The following is a 24,589-nucleotide window of genomic DNA, read 5'->3' on the forward strand; positions in this document are numbered from 1 at the left end:
CTCCTTATATACTTTGAATTTTTTTAATCAGTTCTTTCATGTCTGCAACGATAGGTTCGATAGCGCGCTCTCCATCGATAATAAAATGAAGTTTTTTCTTTTGATAAAAATCTAAAATTTCATTTAAAGGTTCTGTATAAACTTTCATTCTATTGTAAAACACTTCTTCATTATCATCTGCGCCACGATTTCTGCCTAAAACTCTTTCTTTGGCAACTTCTTCGCTTACTCTTACTTCTATGACGCCTTTAAGACAAATTTCATTTTGCTCACTTAAAACCTTATCAAATTCCATCATTTGCTCTACGCTTCTTGGATAGCCATCGATGATGATAGTTTTAGTTGGAGCAGCTTTTAGAGCACAAACTATAGTATTTATAACAACATCTAAAGGAACAAGATTGCCTTTGGAGATAAAACTATCTATAGTTTTTCCAAGCTCGCTCCCACTTGCTACTTCAGCTCTTAAAAGATCTCCTGTTGAATAGTGTGTAATATTTGTCGCATCTGCTTGTGCAATTAAACTAGCATCGGTAGTTTTTCCACTACCTGGTGCACCTATGATTAAAAACAATTCTTTCATTTTATATTCTCCCTTAATTTGATTCCTAATTCTCTCATTGCTTCATTGCTAGCAGGCGATGGTGCATCTGTCATTAAGCATTGCGCTCTTTGGGTTTTTGGAAAGGCTATAACCTCTCTTATGTTGTTTGCTCCTGTAACTAGCATGATGAGTCTATCAAGTCCTATAGCGATACCTCCATGTGGTGGAGCACCAAAACTTAAAGCATCAAGCAAGAAGCCAAATTTTTCTTTTTGTTGTTCTTCATCGATATTTAAAAGTTTAAATACTTTTTGTTGAATATCATTTTTATGGATTCTTATACTACCTCCACCTAGCTCAACGCCATTTAACACTACATCATAAGCAATAGATGAAATTTCTTCTAAATCAGTCTCATCAATATTTTTTGGCATGGTAAAAGGATGGTGCATCGCAGAATAACTTCCGTCATCATTTTGCTCAAACATAGGAAAATCAACAACCCATAAGAATTCCAAGGCATTTGGATCTATAAGTTTTAACTCGTTGGCTAAGAAAATTCTAAATCTTCCCATATAATCAAGCACGGTTTTTTTAGCTCCTGCACCGAAAAATACCACATCTCCTACTTCAAGCTCACAGCGTTTGCTTAGCTCATTTAAATCTTCTTCGCTAAAGAATTTACAAAGTGGACCTTTAAGCCCATCTTTTTTAACTTGTATGAAAGCTAAGCCTTGGGCGCCAAATTTACGCACAAATTCTTCAAATCTTTGCATTTGTCTTTTTGAAAAAATAGTATCGCCTTTTGGAACGCGTATGGCTTTGATGCGATTTTTCTTTGTATCTTTGGCAATATTTGCAAAAATTTCATTATTTGACTTAGTGAAAATATCAATCACATCAATAAATTTAAGATCAAATCTTAAATCCGGCTTATCAGAGCCATAATTTTCCATAGCGTCTTTGTATTGCATTTGTCTAAAAGGGGTTTGAATTTCTTTGCCGCAAGCTTTGAAAATATCTTTTAAAAAAGTTTCAGCTACCTTGATCACATCTTTTTGTTCGCAAAAGCTCATTTCAACATCAATTTGTGTGAATTCAGGTTGGCGATCAGCTCTTAAATCTTCATCTCTAAAACATTTTGCAATTTGAAAATAACGATCAAAACCGCTACACATTAAAAGTTGTTTGAAAAGCTGAGGGCTTTGTGGAAGAGCATAAAATTCACCCTGATGCACACGAGAAGGCACGAGATAATCTCTTGCGCCTTCGGGAGTAGCTTTGGTAAGAATAGGGGTTTCAACTTCTAAAAATCCCATATTTGCCAAAGAATTTCTAGCTGCTATACAAGCTTTAGAACGCAAGGCAAAATTTTCATAAAGTTTAGGATTTCTTAAATCTAAAAAGCGATATTTTAAGCGTAATTCTTCATTTACACTTTCATCAGCGATAGCAAAAGGAGGTACGGCACTTTCATTTTCTATGGTAAGTTTAGAAACAACTACTTCGATTTCTCCTGTTTTTAATTTAGGATTTACAAGTCCTTCACCACGCGGACGAATAGTGCCTTCTGCAATAAGTACAAATTCATTTCTTGCATTGGAAGCGATTTCATGAGCTTCTTTGCTATCATTTGGATCACAAACAAGTTGGATAATACCACTTCTATCTCTTAAATCTATAAAAATAACTCCACCATGATCGCGGTAGCTATTTACCCAACCGCAAAGTTTAACGCTTTGACCAACATGGGAAATTCCCAAGTCTGTATTATAATGACTTCGCAAATTTATTCCTTGAAAAAGATTTTTTAAGATAATGAGCAAAATTATAGTATTTTTATTCTTTTGCTTTGCTAAGATTTGATATAATTTTTTATGCAAAATAAAATAGATTATAAAAATATTAAAAAAATTGGACTTGTTACGCGACCCAATGTGAGTTTAGATAAGGAAATTTTAAAACTTCAATCGATTTTATCTATATATAAAGTTGAACTTATATTGCTTAAAGAAAGTTCTGAAATTTTAGATTTGCCAAAGTATGGATTGGATGATTTGTTTAAAATATCTGATTTTGTTATTTCTTTAGGTGGAGATGGAACTTTGATTTCTTTATGCCGTAAAGCTTGTGAATATGATAAAGCAGTTTTAGGAATTCATGCTGGACATTTAGGTTTTTTAACAGATTTTAAAGTTGATGAAGCTGAAAATTTTTTTCAAGCTTTTTTTCAAGGAGAATTTAGAATAGAAAAGCCTTATTTGTTAAGTATTTTTTTAGAAGATAGGCAAGGAAAAATTTTAGAAAAATTGGCTTTTAATGATGTGGTTATCAGTAAAAACAATCAAGCTTCTATGGCTCATATAGAAGTTTTTAGAAAAGAAAAGAAATTTAATGAATATTTTGGAGATGGGCTTATTGTTGCAACTCCTGCGGGTTCAACAGCTTATAATTTAAGTGCAAATGGACCCATAGTTTATACTTTAGCTCAAGCTTTTATCTTAACTCCTGTTTGTTCTCATTCTTTAACACAACGCCCTATTGTCTTGCCAAAAGGTTTTGAAATAGAGATTATGGCAAAGGATTGCATGCTTTGCATTGATGGGCAAGAAAATTATAAAATGAATGATTTTAAAAGTATAAAAGTGGGTTTAAGTGATAAAAATGTGGCTTTAATTCATCCAAAAAATAGGGATTATTTTCAAATTTTAAAAGAAAAATTACACTGGGGAAATTGATGATAAATAGAATTTTTATGAAAGAAAATCTTGGTTTTAAAAAGGCTGAGCTTGAAATTTCTAAAGGGCTTACCGTTTTTACAGGCCTAAGTGGAGCTGGAAAATCGGTCTTGTTTAAAGGAATTTTATCCGCATTTTCTTTGAGTGAAAGTGAGGCTAAAATTGTCGAAATAGAAGTAGATGATAAGTTGGATTTAGAAAGTTTTGGTATAGAAAGTGAAGAGGAGAATGTTTTTAAGCTCTTAAAAGAAAAAAACACAAAATATTTTATTAACAATCAAAGCATAGCGAAAAAAAGTTTGCAAAATTTAAGTAAAACTTTTATTAAGTATTTAAGCGCAAAGGAAAATAACGAATTTGGAAATGAAAAATTTTTAAATCTCTTAGATGCCTTGGAGATGCAAGAAAATACAAATTTTGTTTCCTTTTTAGAAGATTTTAAAAAAGATTTTAATGCTTATAGTCAAATTTCTAATGAGCTTAATGCAATTTTAGAAGAAGAAAAAAAAGTAGAAGAATTAAAAGAACTAGCTAGAGCACAAATTGAAAAAATTTCAAGCATTAATCCTAAAATAGGTGAGTATGAAGAGCTTTTAATACTTAAAAAAAAGCTTTCTAAAAAAGATAAATTAGAAGAAGCTTGGAGTAAGGCAGAGCGTATTTTTGAGCTTGAAAAAGTTGTTATTGAAGCTTTAAATTTAAGCGAAGTTGATGCGAGTTTTTTTAGTGAATGTTTAAATGAATTGCGTGTGATTTGCGAAAATCAAAAAATGGAAGATTTGGATTTTGATGTGGAGGCGCTTTTAGATCGCATTGAAAATTTATCCTATCTTATCAAGCGTTATGAAAGCATAGAAAATGCTTTAGAAGTTTTAAAACAAAAAAAATATGAGCTAGAGCATTATGAAAATTTAAGTTTTGAAAAAAAAGAACTTGAAAAAAAATTTCAAGAATTAAAACAAAAATTAGAAGAAAAAGCACAAATTTTAACTCAAACAAGAAAGAAAAACCTTAAAAAATTAGAAAAATGTTTAAATAATTATCTTAAAGATCTTTATATGAAAGATGCAAGTTTGACGCTTAAAGAAAATGAAAAAATTTCAATTTTAGGCAAAGATGAGATAATGCTAGATATTAATTTAGCTCATTTAAAAAATTTAAGTTCGGGTGAATTAAATCGCTTAAGACTTGCTTTTATAGCCACAGAATGTAATATTTTAAATACAGGCAAAGGGATATTATTTTTAGATGAAATTGATGCAAATTTAAGCGGAAAAGAGGCTATGAGTATAGCTAAGGTTTTAGAGGAACTTTCTAAGTTTTATCAAATTTTTGCTATTTCTCATTTGCCTCAACTTTCCTCTAAGGCACATAATCATTTTTTAGTTGAAAAAAATGGTGAAGAAAGTAAGGTAAAAAAGCTTGATCAAGAAGAAAGAATTAAAGAACTTGCTAGGATGGTAAGTGGAGAGCTTGTTAGTGATGAAGCGATCGAATTTGCTAGGACCTTATTTAAGAATTAAGCGGATTTTTTATTTTGCTATGTTAAAATATATAACTATAAAAATTTCCTTTCTTTTGAAACAAATATAATAAAAAATTTTAGATATAAAGGTATTTTACACACTATGAATAAGAAAATTTTAATTATTGATGACAATAAAATGCTCGGCAAACTTTTGGCTAAAAAAATTCAAATGACTTTAGATTATGAGGTAGATATTGCTTTTGGTTTTGCTGAAGCTAAGGAGTTAATGAATAATGATTATTTTTTAGCTTTTGTGGATTTATGCTTGCCAGATGCCCCAAATGGTGAAGTTGTGGATTATGTTATAGAAAAGAAAATTCCTGCTATTGTTCTTACGGCTAGTGGTGATAAGGCTACTAAAGAAAAATTTATGGATAAAGATATATTAGATTATATTTTTAAAGAAAGTGAAACTTGCATTGATGAGATTATTAGTTCTATTGTAAAACTTAATCAATATGCAAAAACTAAAGTGATTGTAGCTATGAGCAAGCTACCTGAACGTAATGAAATTAAAAAAATACTTACTCAAAGACAATTTAATGTTTTAGCTGCGGCTCATGGCGAAGAAGCAATGAGTTATTTAAATGATAATAATGATGTTAAGCTTATTATAGCAGATGTCAATATGCCAGTAATTAGCGGTTTTGAGCTTTTGACTCAAGTAAGAGAACGTTTTAGTGATGATGAATTAGGTGTGATTCTTTTGGGGGATCATAATGATTCATTTGAAGCGAATTCTTTTAAAAATGGAGTTAATGAGTATTTGTTTAAGCCTTTAAGCAAAGAAAGTTTTAATTGTCGCTTAGATCGTTGTTTATCTTACATGGATGATAAAAAATTTTTAAGCACTTATAATGTTTTAGATCTTGTATCTGGGGTTAAAAATTATAATGCTTTAATCGATGGAATAGATGATTATTTTAACGAAATAGCAACAAAAGACGAGGAATTTGCTTTTGCTTTCTTAGATATAGATAATCTTCAAATGATTAACGATGAATACGGCCGTGAAGTTGGTGATGAAGTAATTAAAATCTGCGCCAATGAAATAGTTAATGAAACTAAAGGAAGAGATCTTGTAGGTAGATATAGTGCAGAAAAAATTTGTATTTTGCTTAAAAATATATCTCAAGAAAGAGCGATTAAAATCTTTTCTCGTATACGAGTAAATATAAAAAAAGCTGGTGTTTTAGTTAATTTAGATGAAGTCTTTTTTACAGCTTCTATAGGCGTGGTTTTTGGAAAAAGTGGAGATAAGATTGATTCTTTGGTTGATAAAGCAAGTAAAATATTGTCTCAAGCAAAAGATAACGGCAAGGATAGAGTTGAAGTATGTTCTTAAATCTTGATTTTCAAGATGGTTTAAGGATTGTTGATACGCATTGCCATCTAGACAGTGAAGCATTTAAAGATGATTTAGATGAAACTTTAAATCGTGCTTTTAAAAATGGTATAGAGAAAATCATCATACCTGGTGCTGATATAAAAGACTTGCCTTATGCAGCTACAATTGCTCATAAATATAAAAATATTTTTTTTGCAGCAGGGGTGCATCCTTATGAAATTGATAATTATGATGAGAAAATTTTAAGGCAGTATTTATGCGATGAAAAGTGTGTAGCTGTAGGTGAATGTGGGCTTGATTATTTCCGTTTTAAAAGTGATCTTGCTGAAGAAATTCAAAAAGAAAAAGAAAATCAAAAAAAGATTTTTATCGCACAGCTTGAACTTGCTATTGAATTTAAAAAACCTGTTATCATTCACTCAAGAGAAGCAAATCATGATACTTATGAGATTTTACATGGGTATTCTAAGGATCTTGTAGGAGGAGTTTTACACTGCTTTAATGCAAGCGAACATTTACTAACTCTTTTTGAAGATGGATTTTATTTTGGTATTGGGGGAGTTTTAACTTTTAAAAATGCTAAGAAATTAGTTGAAATTTTACCTAAAATTCCAAAAGATAGACTACTACTTGAAACTGATGCTCCATATCTTACTCCAGAGCCTTATCGCGGTAAAAGAAATGAACCTTTGTTAACTCAATTTGTAGCAAACAAAATGTGTGAAGTATTGAATTTATCAAGAAAAGAACTTCTAGAAATTTGTTTTAACAATTCTGAAAAATTATTTTTTAAAGGTTATTAATGAAAAAAATTTTATTGTGTTTTTTAATATGTTTTAATTTTCTTTTTGCACAAATTAATACTCCTGAATTTTATGAAAGACAAATGAATGTTTTAAGAAATTTAGATATTAATCCAAGTTTTATCAGTGATTTGATTTTTGTGCAAACTCAACAAGATATAAAATCAAAACATGCTCAAACTTTAATAGATAGTATGCAAAATTTTTCAAAAGTTACTCCTATGATAAGAAAAATTTTAGCCCAGCAGGAAGTTCCTGATGAGATTTTGTATCTAGCTATGGTTGAATCAGGCTTGAAAACTCATAGCGTTTCTAATGCCAAGGCTGTAGGGGTTTGGCAATTTATGCAACCAACAGCTAGAAATTTGGGTTTAAGAATCGATGCTTATGTTGATGAAAGGCGTGATCCAGTCAAGTCAACTTATGCCGCTACAAATTATTTAAAAGAGCTAAAAGAAGAATTTGGCAAATGGTATTTGGCACTTTTAGCTTATAATTGCGGAAATGGCAAGCTAAGACAAGCTATCAAGCAAGCAGGAAGTGATGATTTAAGTGTTTTATTGAACCCTGATAAGAAATATCTTTCTTTAGAAACTAGAAATTTTATAAGAAAGATTTTAACGCTTGCTTTTTTAGCTAATGATAGGGATTTTTTACTAGATAAAGATGCGTCTTTAATGAATTATGCTTTAAGCAATGAATTTGCAAAAGTTGATGTGCCTTCTTCTGCATCTTTAAAAGAAATAGCTAAAAATTTAAATATGGATCTTGTAACTTTTAAGAAATATAATCCACAATTTAAACATAATTTTACGCCTCCTGGTAAAGGGTATTATATGTATATACCACTTAATAAAGTAGCATTTTTTGATAAAAATTTTAAAGCAGAAAAACTTGCAAAGGTTGATACAACTATACCTATGACAAGAACTTATACCGTTAAGTCTGGTGACTCTTTATATAAAATAGCAAAAAATTATAATATAAGTGTTGATGAAATTCGAGAATTCAATAAAATAGCAAAAAATCATCTTAGCATTAATCAAAAATTAATTATACCAATCAAGGAGAATAAAAATGCAAATAAAAACAATTACACTAAAGTTGTCAGCCGTTAGTCTAGGGGCTTTATTTTTTAGTGGTTGTTTAGGCACTAGTTTTTTTTCTAGCTTGGATAATGCTCAAGTGTATTATCCTTCAAATGATTTTAAAAGCAGTCCTAGTTCTTCAGGGACTAAAGGAACAATGAAGCCTTATACTATCAACGGTAAAACTTATTATCCTACTGTTGTAGCAGTAGGCGAAACTGCTGATGGTATTGCGAGTTGGTATGGGCCAGGCTTTCACGGCAAGAAAACCTCTAATGGCGAAACCTATAATCAAAATGCTTTAACCGCGGCTCATAAAACTTTACCTATGAATACCATCTTAAAAGTAACCAATCTAAATAACAATCGTCAAGTTACCGTTCGTGTGAATGATAGAGGTCCTTTTGTAAATAATCGTATTATAGATTTATCAAAAGGAGCTGCTAGTCAAATTGATATGATTGCTTCAGGAACAGCTCCAGTAAGGCTTGAGGTTATAGGGTTTGGATCAAGTAATTCGGGTAATAATATTGTACATTCTAATGTAAACTATGGAAATAGTGGAGAGATTGCAAATAATGGACAAATTTATGAAGGTGGAAATTTCATGGTTCAAATTGGAGCCTTTAAAAACCCAGCTGGAGCACAAACGATAGCAGCAAGATATAAAACTTATAGAACTTATAGCTCTACTATACGCACAAGTTCAGTGGATGGGTTAAATCGCGTTTTCTTAACAGGCTTTAGAAGTGAAGATGAAGCAAGGGATTTTGCTGCAAGTGGTGCATTTGCAGGTGCATTTGTTGTAAGAGAGTAGAAATTATGACAGAATTGATTTTTTTGGATGTAGATGGCTGTTTAACTGATGGAAAAATTATTTATACTTCTAATGGAGAATTTATTAAAGAATTTGATGTAAAAGATGGAGCGGCTATCGAGGCTTGGCTAAAGCTTGGTAAAAAAATTGCTATTATTACAGGTAGAAATTGTCCTTGTGTTGAAAAAAGAGCTAAAGATTTAAAAATAGAAATTTTATATCAAGGTATCAAAGATAAGTTAGCTTGTGCAAAAGAAATTTTACAAAAACTTAATTTAGATTTTTCTCAGTGTGCGGCTATTGGGGATTATTTTAATGATAAGGCTTTACTTGAAAGTGTAGGACTTAGTTTTAAGCCAAAAGATGGTCATAAAGATTTAAATGTAGACATAGTGCTTAGCAAAAAAGGTGGTAAGGCTGCTGTAGCACAGATGATAGAAATTTTAGTAGAAAAAAATCATCTAAAAGAAGAATGGAATAAGCTTTGGCTATAAAAATTTTTGGAATTTTAATTGCTCTTTTTACAATTACTTTTACGATTTTAAGTTTGCAAGATCCATATTCTTTGAATTTGCAAACTAATGCTTTAAATTTTAAAAATATTGAGGCTAAAAATTTGAAAGCTTATGAGAGTAATGCTAGTACAATTAAGGCATATTATAAGGCAAATTCTTGGGTGAGATATGCAGATAGAGATGAATTTAATGATTTTATTACTTTAAATTTAGATTTTAATCTTAGTGCGAATCGTTTAGAGTTTTTCAATAAAGATATGAGCAAGGTTTTGTTTGAAGGAAATGTTACTTATATAGGTTCTAATAATGTCAAAATTATTTCTCAAGAGGTAGAATACCAACCTAAGGATAAAATTTTACACACAAATACTAATTTTAAAGCTCTGATCAATGGAAGTATTATTAACGGAAATACTTTAAACTATGATGTAAAAAACAAAATTTTAAATATCCAAGGAGTAAATGCGTGGTTGCAAGACAAATAATTTTATTGTTAGCTTGTGTAAGTGTAACTTGGGCAACTCAAATTGAAGTAAAAGCTTTAAATTTTTACTCAGATGAAAATAAGGGTGAAAGTATTCTTAGTGGAAATGTAGAAGTAATTAGAGGTGATGATATTTTAAATTCTGAAAAATTGATTATTTATACGGATAAAAATCGCAAACCTATTCGTTATGAAGCAATGCAAAATGCTAGGTTTAAGATTGTTTTAAAAGGTAAAACTTATAAAGGTAGTGGAGATAAATTTATTTATAATGTTATTAAAGATACTTACGAGATTAATGGTCATGCTTATATAAATGAGCTTGGAAGCAATCAAAAACTTTTTGGTGATAAAATAATAGTCGATAGAAAAGCTAATATTTATCGAGTAGAGAGCAAGGATCAAAAACCTGCTCGTTTTGTGTTTGATCTTAAAGACAAATGATAATTAGTGCTAAATTTATCACTTCTTTAGTGAAATTTGATGAGAATTTGAGCTCAAATTTTAGTGAAGTAGCATTTTTGGGGCGTTCCAATGTCGGAAAAAGTTCTTTAATCAATTCTTTGTGTAAACAAAAAAATTTAGCCAAAAGTTCGGCAACTCCTGGAAAAACTCAGCTTATAAATTTTTTCGAAGTAGCTTGCAAAAGAAATGAAGAAAAATTTAATATCAATTTTATCGATTTGCCAGGGTTTGGTTATGCAAAGGTTTCTAAAAATTTAAAAGAAATATGGAATCAAAACTTAGATGAATTTTTAAAATTAAGAACCTCGATAAAGTTATTTATACATTTAATCGACTCAAGACATACTCATTTAGAGATCGATGTAAATTTAAATGACTATTTGAAAAGATTTTTACGACCTGATCAAAAAATTTTAAAAGTTTTTACCAAATGCGATAAATTAAATCAAAGTGAAAAAGCTAAGTTAAAAAATGAATTTAAAGACTCTATTTTAGTTTCAAATTTGAATAAATTTGGCCTTGATTCTTTAGAAGATATTATTATCAATCAAACTTTAGGTCTTGATAAATGAGAAGAAATTTAAGTGCTTATAAAGCAAAATTTAATGGAGCTTATGTCTTTTTAGGATTTTTTTTTCTAATTTATCAGATTCTTGGTTCGACTTTTGTATATACCCCGTTACTTTATGGGATTTTTTTCTGTTATATGTTTTGCTTATTAGAAGAGAGAGAGAGAACTTTTTCAAAGCTTGATTTTAGATGGTATTTTTCTTTATTTTTTTTATTTTTTACTGATATAACTTATAATTTTTTTATTTTTTCATCTTGGTTGGCATTTTTTATTTTTTATTATCTTTGTGCAGATTGGATTAAGACAAATTTAAAAATTGGTAAATTTATCCCTGTTGTTTTTGTGCTTTGTGCTTACGGCATTATTTTGTTTTTGGATATGATATTGTTTTATATTGGAGATGAAAAAATTAAAATTTTAGGATGGGCGTATATTGTTTCAGTTTTTATAGAATGTTGTTTAGCTTATGTGTTTTTTAAAGGTAAAATTTAAATGAGAATGCGTCTAGTTGTTGGATTTATACTATTGTTTTTTATATTTTTATTAAGTCGTGTGTATTATTTGAGTATAAAATCAAATGTATATTATGAAGAGCTTGCTAAACAAAATGCCATAAAAACTGAATTTTTACCACCTGTTAGGGGTCAAATTACAGATAGAAATGGAACTTTATTGGCTATTAATGATTTGGGTTTTAGTATTTCTATTAAACCTTATTTAAGTATTAAAAAGTCAAATAAAGGAATTTTAGATAAAGAATTATCTGAACTTACAAATTTATTTCCTGATTTAAATGCTAGTAAATTAGCAGAAATTTATAAGAGAAATGATTCTTACTATAATCAAGATTTTATTAAAGTTGTAGATTTTATACCCTACGATGAGATTATTCCGCATTATTCAGAGTTAAATCTTAATAAAACAATAAAAATAGATCCTGTTGTAAAAAGAAAATATCCTTTTGGAAAATTGGCTTCGCATATTATTGGGTATGTAGGTAAGGCAAATTTGCAAGATGTTCAAGAAAATGAAATAGCAAAACTTTCTAACTATACGGGAAAAAGCGGTATAGAACGCTATTATAATGATATTTTACAAGGAGAAAAAGGAACTAGGGTTTATAAGGTTAATGCCTTAAATCAAGAAGTAGAACAGCTTTCTTACACTCCTGCTATGTCTAATGATATAGAACTTACGATAGATATAGAGCTTCAGTCTTATTTAACTTCATTGTTTGAAGGGAATGCTGGAGCTGCTATAATTATGAATGTAAATGATGGATCTATTTTAGCTGCAGGGAGTTTCCCTGAATATGATCTTAATCCTTTTGTAACAGGGATTTCTTTTAAGGATTGGGATGAGCTTTCAAATAGTCTTGATCATCCTTTTACAAATAAACTTATAAATGGATATTATCCTCCAGGTTCTGTTGTAAAAATGGGAGTAGGGCTTTCTTTTTTAAATTCTAAAAATATTAGCCCGTCGACTCAATATGTTTGCAATGGAAGCATTGAGCTTGGAGGCAGGTTTTTTAGATGTTGGAATCGATCAGGCCATGGACCTGTGGATTTAAAACATGCGATAAAATATAGTTGTGATGTTTATTTTTATAATGGCAGTTTGCAAGTTGGAATCGATCAAATAAGTGAAACTTTATCTCGCATTGGCTTTGGAGCGAAAACAGGGGTAGATTTACCTAGTGAATTTGTAGGAACTTTACCAAGCAAAGAATGGAAGATGCAAAGATATAGACAATCTTGGTTTCAAGGTGATACTTTAAATACAGCTATAGGTCAAGGTAATTTTCTTGCAACACCTATGCAAATTGCTAGATATACGGCTCAAATCGCAAAAGGTGGAAAGGTTATACCTCATTTTTTAAAAAGCATAGAAAATAATAATACAACTATAGAAAATCAAATGGATGAAAATAAAAAAGAAATTTTTACTTTGTTTGAAAAGAGTCAATTGCCTTATATAAGAGATGCAATGTATGCTGTTGCTAATGAGCAAGGAGGAACCTCTTATCGTTATTTGCATAACCTTGATGTGAAAGTTGCAGCAAAAACAGGAACTGCTCAGGTTGTGGGATTTTCACAAACAGATAAAAATAGGGTTGATGAAAAACAATTTGAGTATTATACTAGATCTCATGCGTGGCTTACTTCTTATGCTCCTTATTCTAAGCCAAAATATGTAGTTACCGTTCTTTTGGAACATGGTGGGAGAAATATTACTTCAGGGGCAACTGTAGCTAAAATTTATCAAAAAATGATTGAACTTGGATATTTTAAATAATTTTTAGTTGTAAATTGAGTTTTTCAAAAAAAACTTTTTTAGCAATTGGTTTAAAAATCTTGTATTAAACAAATTATAAGTTTAATACAAGGAAAATTTATCTATGTTAACAAAAGTATCTTAAAAGATGGCTTTTGTTCTTTTTTCAAGCCAAACTAGAGCTTTTGGATAATCACCTAGCTTAGGAGAAAGTTTTTCAAATACTTCTTTGTGATAATTGTTTAACCATTCTTTTTCTTTTTCATCTAACATTTTTGTATCAATACAAGATATTTCAAAAGGACAAAGAGTAACAGGTTTAAAGTATAAAAACTCTCCAAAATCTTTATTTTTAGGATTTTCTACTTTGGTATGAATAACTAAATTTTCAAGTCTTATGCCCCATTTACCTACTTTATAAATACCTGGCTCTATGGAGGTTAGCATACCTTCTTTGGCTTTTGTTTTTTCAAGCACAGGGGATAGATAAGATAAAACTTGTGGACCTTCATGGACATTTAAAAAATATCCCACGCCATGTCCTGTGCCGTGTATATAGTCAATTTGTTCTTTCCATAAAGGTGCGCGTGTGATTGCATCAAGTAAGGGCATAGCTATATCTTTTGGAAAAATTGCACTGGAAATGGCAATATGTGCTTTTAAAACCAAGGTATAGTCATGAATTTGTTCTGCATTAGCCTTTCCTATTGGTACAACGCGTGTAATATCTGTTGTGCCGTTTTTATATTGTCCACCAGAATCAATAAGTAAAAGCCCATCTTTTTTAAGATAAGCAAAACTCTCTTTTGTGGCTTTATAATGTGGATATGCTGCATTTTCGTTAAAGCCTGCTATAGTGGCAAAACTATCACTTATGTAGTACTTGCTTTGTGCTCTAAATTCGCTTGCTTTAACATCTATGTCTAATTCGCTTATTAGTTCTTTATTTTCTATCGCTTCTTCAAGCCAGGCAAAAAATTTACATAAAGCCACTCCATCTTCTATCATAGCATCTTGTATATGCGCTATTTCTTTTGTATTTTTAGCTGCTTTTAAGTGAGTGCTTGGATTAATTTCTTGAATGATTTTTACGCTTTTATCTAAAAAATTTATGAGTAAAGCGGTCATTTTTGAAGGTTCAATAAGCAAATTTGTATTTGCAAGTTTTTCAAGCTCCATGATGATTTCATCATAATTTTTAAGCCAAAACCCATCTAAATTTAATTTTTTTTCAAGTTCTGAATTTACTTTTTTCTGATCAACAAAAAGCAAGGCTTTGTCTTCCAAGATTAGCAAATGACTTAAAAATACAGGATTATAATTTACATCATTCCCTCTTAAATTTGTAAGCCAAGCTATATCATCAAGGCTGGAGATTAAATGAGAGGTAACATTTAAATTTTTCATTTTTTGACGCACTAATGCTAATTTTTCTTTTCTTGAGTAAGAGCAGTATTCTAGTTCGTGTTCATAAATTTTTTCTTGTGGTAAAGTGGGACGATCTTTCCAAAGTGGACTTATCAAATCTATATGTTTTAAATTTGCCTTGCAATTAATCTTTAAATCTTTTTGCAAAGATAAAGGTAAAAGTGCAAAATCGATGCCTAAAATTTGATCTTCGCTTAAATTTTTTTCCAACCATTTGGTAAAAGTATTTTTAGCATCTTGCTTTTGTAAAAGTATGCCACTACCTTCTAATTCCTTTTGTGCTTGAAGCCAATATCTTCCATCTACCCACAAAAAGCCCTCTTCTTGTGTGATAAGAACTGTTCCAACAGAACCCTTAAAGCCACTGATAAAGACTCTGTTTTTGTAATATTCTGGTAAATATTCGCTCAAATGCGGATCCGCGCTTAAGATGAGATAGGCGTCAATATTATTTTCTTTCATTAATCTTCTAAGTTCTAATACTCTTTGTTTGTAAATACTCATATTTTCTCCTTAATATTAATTTTTTAGTATTTTATTGATAGGTTTTTTGAGTATAAGTAAAATTATAACAGCACCAAGTAATATCCACATACATTGGTAAAATAAATTTGGCAAATAAGCTATATTTTCTTCACTTGCTTTACCACCTATGAATCCAGCTAAAGCATTGCCTAATGCACTTGCTACAAACCAAAGTCCCATGACTTGAGATTTAATTAAATTAGGTGCAATTTTTGTCATTATAGAAAGTCCCACAGGGGAAAGGCAAAGCTCTCCTAAAACCATAAGCAAAAAGCTACTGACAAGCCACCAAGGTGAAACTAAAATAATTTGTGATGAATTTTCTAAATTTTCTCTTAATGTATTAGCATCGCCATTTAAACTAATTGCATGATTTGAAGCTAAAGCCATTATTAAAAATGCCAAAGCTGCGCCCAAAAGTCCTAATGCAAATTTAATAATAGATGAAATTTCTTTATTATTTTTGGCACATATAGTCCATATAAAAGCACTAAAAGGTGCAAAAAGTATAACAAATAAACCTCCAAGAGATTGAAACCATATTGTAGGAATTTCATAATTTAATATGGTTTTATCTGTTAATTTTTCTGCAAAAAAATTAAAAGAAGTGTATTGTTGCTCATATACTGACCAAAATAACGCAGCCGCTAAAAATAAAACAATAAAAATAATTAAATTTCTTTTTTCTTCTATTTTTAAAGAAGTAAAAGCGAAAAGATATAAAAAATAAATTCCAGCACAAGCTAAGATAGTTAGAATAATATTTTTATTAATAACTTGTGCATCTAATTTTATAAAACCACCAAGGATTAAAAATATTGCTCCAAGCAAAACAATACCTGATACAATGATGATGTAAAATGCGTTTTTGCTTTTTTTGCTTGGTCTATCCCAAGTAGAGTCTATGCCAACTTTTTCATCAAATTCTTTTAAATCAGGCATAGTTTTTAGGTAGAAAATAATTACCGCTAAAAGCATACCAATCCCACCTGCACCAAAACCAAAATGCCATCCGTATTCTTTTTGTAAAAAGCCGCAAATTAAAGGAGCTACAAAAGCACCAAAATTAAAGCACATATAAAAAAGAGTAAAACCAGAGTCACGCCTTGCATCATTTTTTTTATAAAGCATTCCAACCATTACAGAAGCACAAGTTTTAAAAAGTCCTGTACCTATAACCAAAAAAACCATACCAACAAAAATCATTTTATTGTTAAAATAAGAAAAGGCTATGCACAAATGTCCAAATGCTATAGTTAGAGCACCTAGTAAAATTGCTCTTTTTTGTCCTAAGTAATTGTCCGCAAGCCATCCACCTGGCAAAGCAGCAAGATATAAACAACTTGCAAAAATTCCCATAATTGCACTTGCTTCTTCAGGTTTTAAGTTCATTCCACTTTTTTCAAAACTTGCTATCATAAAAAGGTAAAGCAAGGGACGAATTCCGTAAAAAGAAAATCTTTCCCAAAGCTCAGTAAGTGAAAGAGATAAAAGTGGTTTTGGATGTCCAAAAAATGAAGTATCTAAATTTTTTACATTTTTACTCAATTTATATCCTTTGTGTATTTTTATTTATAAATTATAGACAAGAAATTAAAAAATATGTATAACTTTGTAATATTTTTAAATGATTTATATCATAATGTTACTTTTTTGCAAATATAAAAAAAGAAATATTAAGATCAATTTTCAACTTTGGTGTATTTTGTATTTTAAGTTTAGTTAGATAATTGCTTATTTTTTTGTTAAGATGGTTTTTTAGCAATAAAAAGCAAAAGTGCTACAACAAAAAGCATCCACATGCATTGTCTAAAAATATTAGGAAGTTGATCGATGTTTTTAATATTGACATTTCCTCCTATAAGTCCTGCAACAAAATTTCCAAGCGCACTTGCTACAAACCAAAGTCCCATGATTTGATTTTTGATTAAATCAGGGGCAACCTTAGCCATTATAGAGAGTCCAATAGGAGACACGCATAGTTCCCCAAGTGTTAAAAAGAATATACTTATGATAATCCAAGCCATGGATATTGGTAAACCATTGTTGTTTATTAGATTTTGTGAAGCAAAGGTCATCATCATAAAGCCAATACCGGCAAATAATATTCCTAAAGTAAATTTTCCAATGGAAGAAAAATATATATTTTTTTCTCTAAAAATATCCAAATATAACTTGCTATAGGAGCAAGTATGATGATAAAAATTGGATTAAAAGATTGAAACCAGTTTGTTGGAATTTTCCAATCAAAAATATTTCTATTTGTAAAATCTTGCGCAAAAAGATTATAAGCGGTAGGGTTTTTGTTTAAAAGTACTCCAAAAAAAGTGGCTGCAAAGAATAAAACAATTAAAATTATTAATTGTTGTTTCTCTCTTTTATTTAAGGCTTTAAAAACAAAAAGATATATGAAATAAATTACCAAGCATAGTAAAATTACAATTAGAAGTTTTTTTGATAGTATTATATGGGATTAATATTTACAAGATTAATAAACATTAGAAAAAATCCAATAATACTTAACAAGCTTATACTTAGTATAAGAGTTAAATTTTTTACTTTTTTAAATGGTTGTTCCCAGTTTTGCTTTAAGGTGCAATTTTTATGAAATTCTTCAAGCTCAGGGGCAGCTTTAAAATATAAAATAAGCAAAGAGATTAGCATACCTAAACCTCCTAGCCAAATCCTAAATGATAATTCCATTTTGCTTGAACAAAACCACATATAAGAGGAGCAATGAATGCTCTAATGTTAATTCCTATATAAAAAATCGTATAGCCAGTATCGCATCTTGTATCATTTTGTTTATACAACATTCCAACTGTTACAGAAGCGCTAGTTTTAAAAAATCCAGTACCAATAACGATAAAAGAAGTCCTAGGAAAAATATAGGTGTGCTTAAAATAGATAAGGCTATGCTAATATGTCCTAAAGCTATAATAAAAGAACCTAAAAATAAAGCCTTTTTTTGCCCTAAATAATTATCAGTAATCCAGCCTCCAGGAAGTGCTGCTAAATACAAGCATCCTGCAAAAATGCCATAAATTGCCGAGGCGTATTCAGTGTTTATTCCAAGTCCACCTTTGCTTATGGTTGTTGCCATGAAAAGCACAAGTAAAGATCGTATGCCATAAAAAGCAAATCTTTCCCAAAGTTCTACCATTGATAGAGAGAATAAAGGCTTGGGATGACCTAGTAAATTTGTATCGAGTTTTTGTATTTCTTGTTTAGTCACTTCCCAATACCTTTCTTTTTTATGCTTAAAATATTTTAACTAATAGTAATAGAAAAATAATTAAATTACAATATTTTTAAATATTTTTTTTATAATAATATTTAAAAATATAATATTTTAATATTATTATAAATTAACAAATTTGAACATTAAATCAAGCTTTAATTTTAAACTCTGTGTATTGTATAGTTTTATTTTATCAATTTTTAAAGCTATAGGAAGATTTTCTAAATTTTGTATAAAATTGAGTAAGTCTTTAAAGTTGCTATTTAAACTTAGAGAAACATAATTATAGTGGATAAAATTTTTGTTTTCTTGGGAAAATTTTATTTCATTAATGGTTAAATTTTTGGATAAATTATTGATTTTTTTATTGAAAAAATCTTTATCATAAGAAAATAAATGCAATTTTTCTTTATAGTATTTTAATTTTTCTTCCTCTGTTTTTATCTGTTTTGTTAGCTTTGTCTCTATTTCTTTAAGATGTGAATTTTCTATTTTTGCTTCATTTAATGCAAGGTAATTATGTTCTACTAATGTTTTTTGAAAAATATCTTCCAAAAAGCGATCGTGAATTTTAAAAGCTAAAAACAAAGCACAAAGGCAGATAAAAGAAATAAAAAGAAATTTTTCCCTAGGATTTAAATTTTGCAAAAATACTTCTATTTTATTCATGTATGACTTCTAATATGATATTCAATGTTTCTTCATTTTTATCAAGGAATTTAAAAGTAGAATTTAGATTTTCTAATGCTCTTTTAAAGTGGTTTTCATCGATAAAAGAAAGAATGATTTTTGTTTGTTCAAATTCAAGATTTGTGATTTTAAGTTCATTGGAATTAAGCCATGATATGATTTGATTTAGAATGATTGCCTTATTTTTATCTAAATTGATTTCTTTTGTTATGGTGGATAAAATATGAAATTGTTGTTGTGTAGATGATATTTTATTGGAAAGAGTAAAGTTTAAATCTTGTATGTTTGTTAATAATTTTTGCTTATCTTGTTTTAGTTTAGAAATTTCTTCTTGTATGATAAAATTTTTATTTTGAATTTCCTTATTTTGTTTGTACTCTATAAAATCTTTAAATAATAAAGTCATCATGCTAAGACTAAAGCTAAAAATAAATATTAATATAATTTTAAAAGAAATAGATATTTTTATTTTATTATGCTTGATAAAATTACAATTTTGATCTAGATTTTTTATACTATATGAACTTAATTTCAATAAACTATTTTTATCAAGAATATCATTTAGATTTAAACATTTTATTTGAGATGAGAAGTAATGTTTGATTGTATCCAAATCTTGATAAAGTAGCAATTTGCTTTCATAGTGTTTTAAAAGTTCTGTAAATCGATTTTGTTTAAAAAATAAATCCATATTACCTGGGTTGAAATTTTCGATTTTTTTAAGATTGATAAATTTTCCTTCTTGGTAAAAATATAAATATAAAGTTTGATCATATAAATTTAAAACACAATAATCACTTTCTTCAATCAATCTTTCATCAAATAAAGCTTGAAAAATTAAAGGTTCAGGAAAGCAAAAACGACTTTTTCTCAATTTGCAAACAGGTGCTAAAAAACAATGATAAATTTCACTATGTTTAAAAAAAGCTATTTGATAGTCAAAGGGTTTGCTTAGCTTAAAATCTGCGGTTAAATTGTTAAAAAGTTCGTCTTCTTTGGATATTCCCGTTCTTTGAGCATAAAGTAAATCTGTAGATTTTATAAAATTTATTTTATTTAATGAATTAATTTTCATCATTTAGAAGTTTTTTTAAAAATTCTTCATCTTTTTGCCAGTTTTTTTTCACTGTTACAAAAAGCTTTAAAAGTACCTTTTTTTGGGCAAGTTTTGAAATTTTAAAGCGTGCATCTTTGCCTATTCTTTTTAAAGTTACCCCTTCTTTTCCTATAAGCATACCCTTGTGAGAGTTTGTATCTGTGATGATATTGGCTTCTAGGATTAAAAGATTAGGTGTGTCTTTGGTGCGATTGATAAGCACTTCGCTACTATAAGGAAGCTCATCGCTTAAATTTTCATAAATACTTTCAAGTATGAAATCTCTATAAAGTTCTTTTTCGCTACTCGCACTTAAAAATTCAGGATTATAAAAATATTCATGTTCGTCAAGATATTTGACTATCTCATCTAACAAGCCTTTTTTATAGCTTTTTTTCTTAGAAGAATAAGGAATGATAGCCTTAAAATGTTGGCTAAATTTTGCATATTCGCTAAGTTTTTTTAAAAGCGTAGCATTGTCGGTTAAATCTACTTTATTTAAAGCGATGATATGTGGTACTTGTGGGTTTAGACTAAGGAAATTTTCATAGTCTTTTGTACTATCAAAAACACTTGCCACAAATAAAATCACATCACAATCTCCCATGGATTTAATAGCACTTTGGACAAGCAGTTGATTAAGCGTAGCACCGCTTTCGTGAAGTCCTGGGGTATCGATGAAAATGATTTGATTTTTTTCATGCATCACTATGGCTTTGATTTTACGCCTTGTGGCGTTTTGTTTGTGAGAAACTAGGGCGATTTTTTCTTCTAATAAGGAATTGATTAAAGTACTTTTTCCTGCATTAGTACGCCCTATGATACTAACAAAGCCACTTTTCACAAAATATACCTTGCAAGATCTTTATTTTCTATGATATCTCCGAGTTTTTCTTCTACCATTTTTTTATCCACTACGAATTTTTTACCCGCATACTCATCAGCTTCAAAGCTTAGATCTTCAAGTAATTTTTCTATTACAGTATGTAAGCGTCTAGCACCTATATCTTGCATTTCTTCATTGGCTCTTGAAGCTATTTTTGCTATTTCTTTAATAGCTTCATCATTAAATTCAAGTTCTAAATTTTCAGTTTTTAAAAGCTGAGAGTATTGTTTTAAAAGTGAATTTTTAGGGCGTGTTAAAATTTCATAAAGAGCTTTATCATCAAGACTATCTAATTCCACTCTTAAAGGAAAGCGTCCCTGAAGTTCAGGGATAAGATCACTTGGTTTGCTAAGATGAAAAGCCCCTGCAGCGATAAAAAGAATATGATCGGTTTTTAAAGTGCCTATTTTTGTTTGTACATTTGATCCCTCGACTATAGGAAGTAAGTCTCTTTGCACCCCTTCTTTACTTGGATCTTGGCGGTTTGAATTTCCGTTTGAAACAGCGATTTTATCGATTTCATCAATAAAAATAATACCTTCATTTTCCGCTCTTTTTAAGGCTTCGCTTTTGATGCTTTCTTGGTCTAGGATTTTTTCTCCTGCTTCATTTTTTAAAGCATTTTTAGCGTCTTTGATTTTCATTTCTTTTTTGACTTTTTTACTGCCAACGCCTATAACCTTAACTATATCTTGCATTGCACCCATTTCAGGAGGTAGGTTAGGATTGGTATCGAACATATTTTGTGAAATTTCTATCTCTATGGTGCTTTCATCAAGATCGCCATTTCTTAGTTTAGTTCTCATTTTTTCAAGACTGTTTTTATATTCTTCTTGTTTTTCATCGCTGATACCCTTTGGTAAAGGTGGCAAAAGTTTTTCTAAAATTTTATTTTCTATAAATTCATCGATTTTATCTTTGTTTTTTTCTCTTTGCTCATTTTTTACCAAATTTAAAGCTGCATTGGCAAGATCTCTTACCATGCTTTCTACATCACGACCTACAAAACCTACTTCAGTATATTTACTCGCCTCGATTTTGATGAAAGGAAAGCCCATCATTTTAGCTAAACGCCTAGCGATTTCTGTTTTTCCTACACCTGTAGAACCTATCATCAAGATATTTTTTGGCACTATATCATCTTGCAACTCAGGGCTAAGTTGCATTCTACGGTAGCGATTTCTTAAAGCTATAGCTATGATTTTTTTAGCTTTTTTTTGTCCTATAACATAATCATCTAAAAATTTAACAATTTCTTTTGGAGTTAGATTCATTTCTCATCCTCGATTACATAAGTTTTGATATTGGTATTGGTATAAATGCAAATTTCACCTGCGATTTGAAGGCTTGATTTTACAAGTTCTTCTTCATCTAAATCGGTATGTTTTGCTAAGGCTCTAGCAGCTGAAAGTGCATAGTTTCCACCACTTCCTATAGCTGCGATTTGCCCATCTTCAGGTTCGACCACATCGCCTGTACCAGAAAGTAGAAAAATGTGATTTCTATCAAGTACGAGCATCATGGCTTCAAGTTTTCTTAGGTATTTGTCTTTTCTCCATTCTTTAGAAAAGTCAATCGCTGCTTTTAAAAGATCGCCTTTAGAACTTTGAAGGAGATTTTCAAACATATCAAAAAGATTAAAAGCATCAGCTGTTGATCCTGCAAAACCTGCTAAAACTTTGCCATTGTTGAGTTTTCTAATCTTTACAGCATTGCCTTTTAGCACCGTATTTCCAAAGCTTACTTGTCCATCTCCGCCAATTACGGATTTATTTTTACCTTTGTAAGCTAAAATCGTTGTTGCGTGAAACATTATTCTGCCTTTATATTTATGTTAAATTTAGCATGGATTGCGTGTCCAAGTTTTACGCTTACTTCGTGGATTCCTAAGCTTTTTAAGGTATCACATTCTAAACTTTTTTTATCGATTTCTATATGGCTTTGTTCTTTTAGGGCGTGAGCGATTTCATCTTTGGTTACGCCACCAAACAAACTTCCATTTGCACCTACGGGTTTTGAAATTTCAAGAGTGATTTTGCTAAGTTCTTCTTTGAGTTTTTCTAAATTTACGATTTCAAAGCGTAAATTTTCAGCCTCTTTTTTCTTGTCGCTTTCATATTTTTTTAAAACTTCATTAGTAGCTGCTTTAGCAAAGCCTTTAGCGATTAAGAAATTTTGTCCGTAGCCGTCTTTTACTTCTTTTATTTCTCCTGCTTTTCCAAGTGCTTTTACATCTTTGATTAATAATACTTTCATTTTATTCCTTTATTAAAATTTTCTTCCATTTTTTCCTGCGATGATAAAACGCAAAGCATTAAGCTTGATAAAGCCTGCTGCGTCTTTTTGATTATACACTTCATCTTCTTCAAAAGTACAATAAGCTGCGTTAAACAAGCTATCGTTCGAACTTTCGCGTCCTATAACTATCACATTGCCTTTATAAAGCTCGAGTTTTACTCTGCCATTGGCGTGAATTTGAGACTCATCGATTAAGGCTTGAAGCATCATTCTTTCAGGCGAGAACCAATAGCCATTATAAATTAAACTCGCGTATTTTGGCATGAGTTCATCTTTTAAGTGTGCTGCTTCTCTATCAAGCGTGATGCTTTCAAGCGCTCTGTGTGCTTTTAAAAGTATGGTACCACCTGGTGTTTCGTAACAACCACGGCTTTTCATACCTACATAGCGATTTTCTACTATATCAAGGCGTCCTATACCGTGTTTGCAGCCTAGTTCGTTAAGTTTGGTTAAAAGTCCTGCAGGACTTAGTTTTTCTCCATTTATCGCTACTAAATCTCCTTTTTGGAAATCAAGTTCTATAATTTCACTTTCATTTGGAGCATCTTTTGGGCTTTTACTCCATCTCCACATATCTTCTTCAGGTGCGTGTGCAGGATCTTCTAAGACAAGTCCTTCGTAAGAAATATGAAGTAAATTTGCGTCCATAGAATAAGGAGATTTTCCTTTTTTCTTAGAAATATCAATACCGTGTTTTTGTGCATAAGCAAGGAGCTTTTCGCGACTGTTTAAATCCCACTCACGCCATGGAGCGATGATTTTTAAATCGGGATTAAAAGCAAGATAACCAAGTTCAAAACGCACTTGATCATTTCCTTTACCTGTGGCACCATGACTTACTGCATCAGCACCTGTTTGCAGGGCGATTTGTGCTTGAGTTTTTGCTATAAGTGGTCTTGCTATACTTGTTCCTAAAAGATATTCTCCTTCATAAATCGCATTGGCTCTAAACATAGGAAATACATAATCTTTAACAAATTCATCTCTTAAATCTTTAATGAAAATATTTTCTTCTTTTATGCCTAAAGAAAGGGCTTTTTTTCTTGCAGGTTCGAGTTCTTCACCTTGACCAATATCTGCTGTAAAAGTTACAACTTCACAATTATACTCATCTTGAAGCCATTTTAAAATAATGCTCGTATCAAGCCCCCCAGAATACGCTAAAACTACTTTTTTTACTTCATTTTTCATAAGATATCCTTTGTTAAAATAGATTTGAAAATTGTAAAATTGTATCCAAATTTCAT

At 30.1% G+C, this 24,589-nt stretch carries 28 protein-coding genes; 12 read left to right on the forward strand and 16 right to left on the reverse strand.

Going from position 1 to position 24,589, the window contains the following annotated elements:
• Positions 1-4 precede the first annotated feature (4 nt).
• Both FBF22_RS03125 and aspS read right to left on the reverse strand, forming a co-directional pair.
• Positions 5-583, reverse strand: coding sequence for an adenylate kinase (locus FBF22_RS03125; protein WP_002859580.1), 579 nt, complete (start codon positions 581-583; stop codon positions 5-7).
• Positions 580-2,331, reverse strand: coding sequence for an aspartate--tRNA ligase (gene aspS / locus FBF22_RS03130; RefSeq protein ID WP_002875506.1), 1,752 nt, complete (start codon positions 2,329-2,331; stop codon positions 580-582). Before aspS ends, FBF22_RS03125 begins: the two co-directional genes overlap by 4 nt.
• A 90-nt stretch (positions 2,332-2,421) precedes the next feature.
• On the opposite strand from aspS, the gene FBF22_RS03135 reads away from it, so the two are divergent.
• The 12 genes from FBF22_RS03135 (at position 2,422) to mrdA (ending at position 13,199) form a co-directional block, all read left to right on the forward strand.
• A complete protein-coding gene (locus tag FBF22_RS03135) occupies positions 2,422-3,282 on the forward strand; it encodes an NAD(+) kinase (RefSeq protein WP_002859582.1) in 861 nt (286 codons plus the stop codon).
• Complete coding sequence (locus tag FBF22_RS03140; RefSeq protein WP_002884144.1) at positions 3,282-4,805, forward strand: DNA repair protein RecN; 1,524 nt, start codon at positions 3,282-3,284, stop codon at positions 4,803-4,805. The genes FBF22_RS03135 and FBF22_RS03140 overlap by 1 nt, the downstream gene beginning before the upstream one ends.
• Positions 4,806-4,910: 105 nt before the next feature.
• Positions 4,911-6,155 carry a bile resistance response regulator CbrR gene (gene cbrR / locus FBF22_RS03145; RefSeq protein WP_002870095.1) on the forward strand — a complete coding sequence of 415 codons (1,245 nt, stop codon included), beginning with the start codon at positions 4,911-4,913 and terminating at the stop codon, positions 6,153-6,155.
• The gene (locus tag FBF22_RS03150; protein WP_002852210.1) at positions 6,146-6,961 is read left to right on the forward strand and encodes a TatD family hydrolase; all 816 of its coding nucleotides are present in this window, start codon (positions 6,146-6,148) and stop codon (positions 6,959-6,961) included. The genes cbrR and FBF22_RS03150 overlap by 10 nt, the downstream gene beginning before the upstream one ends.
• Positions 6,961-8,079, forward strand: coding sequence for a lytic transglycosylase domain-containing protein (locus FBF22_RS03155; protein WP_002874294.1), 1,119 nt, complete (start codon positions 6,961-6,963; stop codon positions 8,077-8,079). The genes FBF22_RS03150 and FBF22_RS03155 overlap by 1 nt, the downstream gene beginning before the upstream one ends.
• Complete coding sequence (locus FBF22_RS03160; protein ID WP_002852227.1) at positions 8,039-8,866, forward strand: septal ring lytic transglycosylase RlpA family protein; 828 nt, start codon at positions 8,039-8,041, stop codon at positions 8,864-8,866. Before FBF22_RS03155 ends, FBF22_RS03160 begins: the two co-directional genes overlap by 41 nt.
• 5 nt (positions 8,867-8,871) lie before the next feature.
• A complete protein-coding gene (locus FBF22_RS03165; RefSeq protein ID WP_002872380.1) occupies positions 8,872-9,360 on the forward strand; it encodes an HAD-IIIA family hydrolase in 489 nt (162 codons plus the stop codon).
• Complete coding sequence (locus FBF22_RS03170; protein WP_002859585.1) at positions 9,351-9,866, forward strand: hypothetical protein; 516 nt, start codon at positions 9,351-9,353, stop codon at positions 9,864-9,866. The genes FBF22_RS03165 and FBF22_RS03170 overlap by 10 nt, the downstream gene beginning before the upstream one ends.
• Positions 9,848-10,309 carry an LptA/OstA family protein gene (locus tag FBF22_RS03175; protein WP_002859586.1) on the forward strand — a complete coding sequence of 154 codons (462 nt, stop codon included), beginning with the start codon at positions 9,848-9,850 and terminating at the stop codon, positions 10,307-10,309. Before FBF22_RS03170 ends, FBF22_RS03175 begins: the two co-directional genes overlap by 19 nt.
• Positions 10,306-10,902: a ribosome biogenesis GTP-binding protein YihA/YsxC gene (gene yihA, locus FBF22_RS03180; RefSeq protein ID WP_002859990.1), complete on the forward strand. Its 597-nt coding sequence runs from the start codon at positions 10,306-10,308 to the stop codon at positions 10,900-10,902. The genes FBF22_RS03175 and yihA overlap by 4 nt, the downstream gene beginning before the upstream one ends.
• A complete protein-coding gene (locus tag FBF22_RS03185) occupies positions 10,899-11,393 on the forward strand; it encodes a hypothetical protein (RefSeq protein ID WP_002859588.1) in 495 nt (164 codons plus the stop codon). Before yihA ends, FBF22_RS03185 begins: the two co-directional genes overlap by 4 nt.
• Positions 11,394-13,199, forward strand: coding sequence for a penicillin-binding protein 2 (gene mrdA, locus FBF22_RS03190; RefSeq protein WP_002875511.1), 1,806 nt, complete (start codon positions 11,394-11,396; stop codon positions 13,197-13,199). It abuts the gene before it with no gap.
• Between the two features lie 120 nt (positions 13,200-13,319).
• Here the strand turns inward: mrdA and FBF22_RS03195 are convergent, their stop codons facing one another.
• From FBF22_RS03195 to FBF22_RS03255, 14 genes are all read right to left on the reverse strand, one after another.
• Positions 13,320-15,110 (reverse strand): aminopeptidase P family protein, encoded by a 1,791-nt coding sequence (locus FBF22_RS03195; protein WP_002884147.1) that lies wholly within the window; start codon positions 15,108-15,110, stop codon positions 13,320-13,322.
• A gap of 15 nt (positions 15,111-15,125) precedes the next feature.
• Positions 15,126-16,679, reverse strand: a complete 1,554-nt coding sequence (locus FBF22_RS03200) for a peptide MFS transporter (RefSeq protein WP_002867729.1) — start codon at positions 16,677-16,679, stop codon at positions 15,126-15,128.
• A gap of 197 nt (positions 16,680-16,876) precedes the next feature.
• Complete coding sequence (locus FBF22_RS03205) at positions 16,877-17,299, reverse strand: hypothetical protein (RefSeq protein WP_032582494.1); 423 nt, start codon at positions 17,297-17,299, stop codon at positions 16,877-16,879.
• Positions 17,242-17,556: an amino acid transporter gene (locus FBF22_RS03210; RefSeq protein ID WP_002859995.1), complete on the reverse strand. Its 315-nt coding sequence runs from the start codon at positions 17,554-17,556 to the stop codon at positions 17,242-17,244. Before FBF22_RS03210 ends, FBF22_RS03205 begins: the two co-directional genes overlap by 58 nt.
• A gap of 38 nt (positions 17,557-17,594) precedes the next feature.
• On the reverse strand, positions 17,595-17,795 hold the full coding sequence (locus FBF22_RS08455; RefSeq protein WP_032596815.1) for a hypothetical protein: 201 nt from the start codon (positions 17,793-17,795) through the stop codon (positions 17,595-17,597).
• An 11-nt stretch (positions 17,796-17,806) separates the two neighbouring features.
• Entirely contained in the window at positions 17,807-17,947 is a 141-nt protein-coding gene (locus FBF22_RS08460) for a hypothetical protein (protein WP_237914546.1), read from the reverse strand.
• Positions 17,948-17,955: 8 nt separating this feature from the next.
• Positions 17,956-18,366: an amino acid transporter gene (locus FBF22_RS03220; RefSeq protein WP_032596812.1), complete on the reverse strand. Its 411-nt coding sequence runs from the start codon at positions 18,364-18,366 to the stop codon at positions 17,956-17,958.
• 126 nt (positions 18,367-18,492) lie between these two features.
• Positions 18,493-19,041 (reverse strand): hypothetical protein, encoded by a 549-nt coding sequence (locus FBF22_RS03225; RefSeq protein ID WP_002885598.1) that lies wholly within the window; start codon positions 19,039-19,041, stop codon positions 18,493-18,495.
• The gene (locus FBF22_RS03230; RefSeq protein WP_079264895.1) at positions 19,034-20,140 is read right to left on the reverse strand and encodes a hypothetical protein; all 1,107 of its coding nucleotides are present in this window, start codon (positions 20,138-20,140) and stop codon (positions 19,034-19,036) included. The genes FBF22_RS03225 and FBF22_RS03230 overlap by 8 nt, the downstream gene beginning before the upstream one ends.
• Positions 20,127-21,002, reverse strand: a complete 876-nt coding sequence (gene era / locus FBF22_RS03235) for a GTPase Era (RefSeq protein ID WP_002867648.1) — start codon at positions 21,000-21,002, stop codon at positions 20,127-20,129. The genes FBF22_RS03230 and era overlap by 14 nt, the downstream gene beginning before the upstream one ends.
• Positions 20,999-22,318 carry an ATP-dependent protease ATPase subunit HslU gene (gene hslU / locus FBF22_RS03240; RefSeq protein ID WP_002875198.1) on the reverse strand — a complete coding sequence of 440 codons (1,320 nt, stop codon included), beginning with the start codon at positions 22,316-22,318 and terminating at the stop codon, positions 20,999-21,001. Before hslU ends, era begins: the two co-directional genes overlap by 4 nt.
• Entirely contained in the window at positions 22,315-22,857 is a 543-nt protein-coding gene (gene hslV / locus FBF22_RS03245; RefSeq protein ID WP_002781630.1) for an ATP-dependent protease subunit HslV, read from the reverse strand. Before hslV ends, hslU begins: the two co-directional genes overlap by 4 nt.
• Positions 22,857-23,300, reverse strand: coding sequence for a 50S ribosomal protein L9 (rplI, locus tag FBF22_RS03250; protein WP_002875197.1), 444 nt, complete (start codon positions 23,298-23,300; stop codon positions 22,857-22,859). The genes hslV and rplI overlap by 1 nt, the downstream gene beginning before the upstream one ends.
• Before the next feature lie 12 nt (positions 23,301-23,312).
• Entirely contained in the window at positions 23,313-24,533 is a 1,221-nt protein-coding gene (locus tag FBF22_RS03255; protein WP_002867646.1) for an argininosuccinate synthase, read from the reverse strand.
• Positions 24,534-24,589: the final 56 nt, after the last annotated feature.

Source organism: Campylobacter sp. CFSAN093260, from assembly GCF_012890095.1.
Lineage (GTDB): Bacteria > Campylobacterota > Campylobacteria > Campylobacterales > Campylobacteraceae > Campylobacter_D > Campylobacter_D jejuni.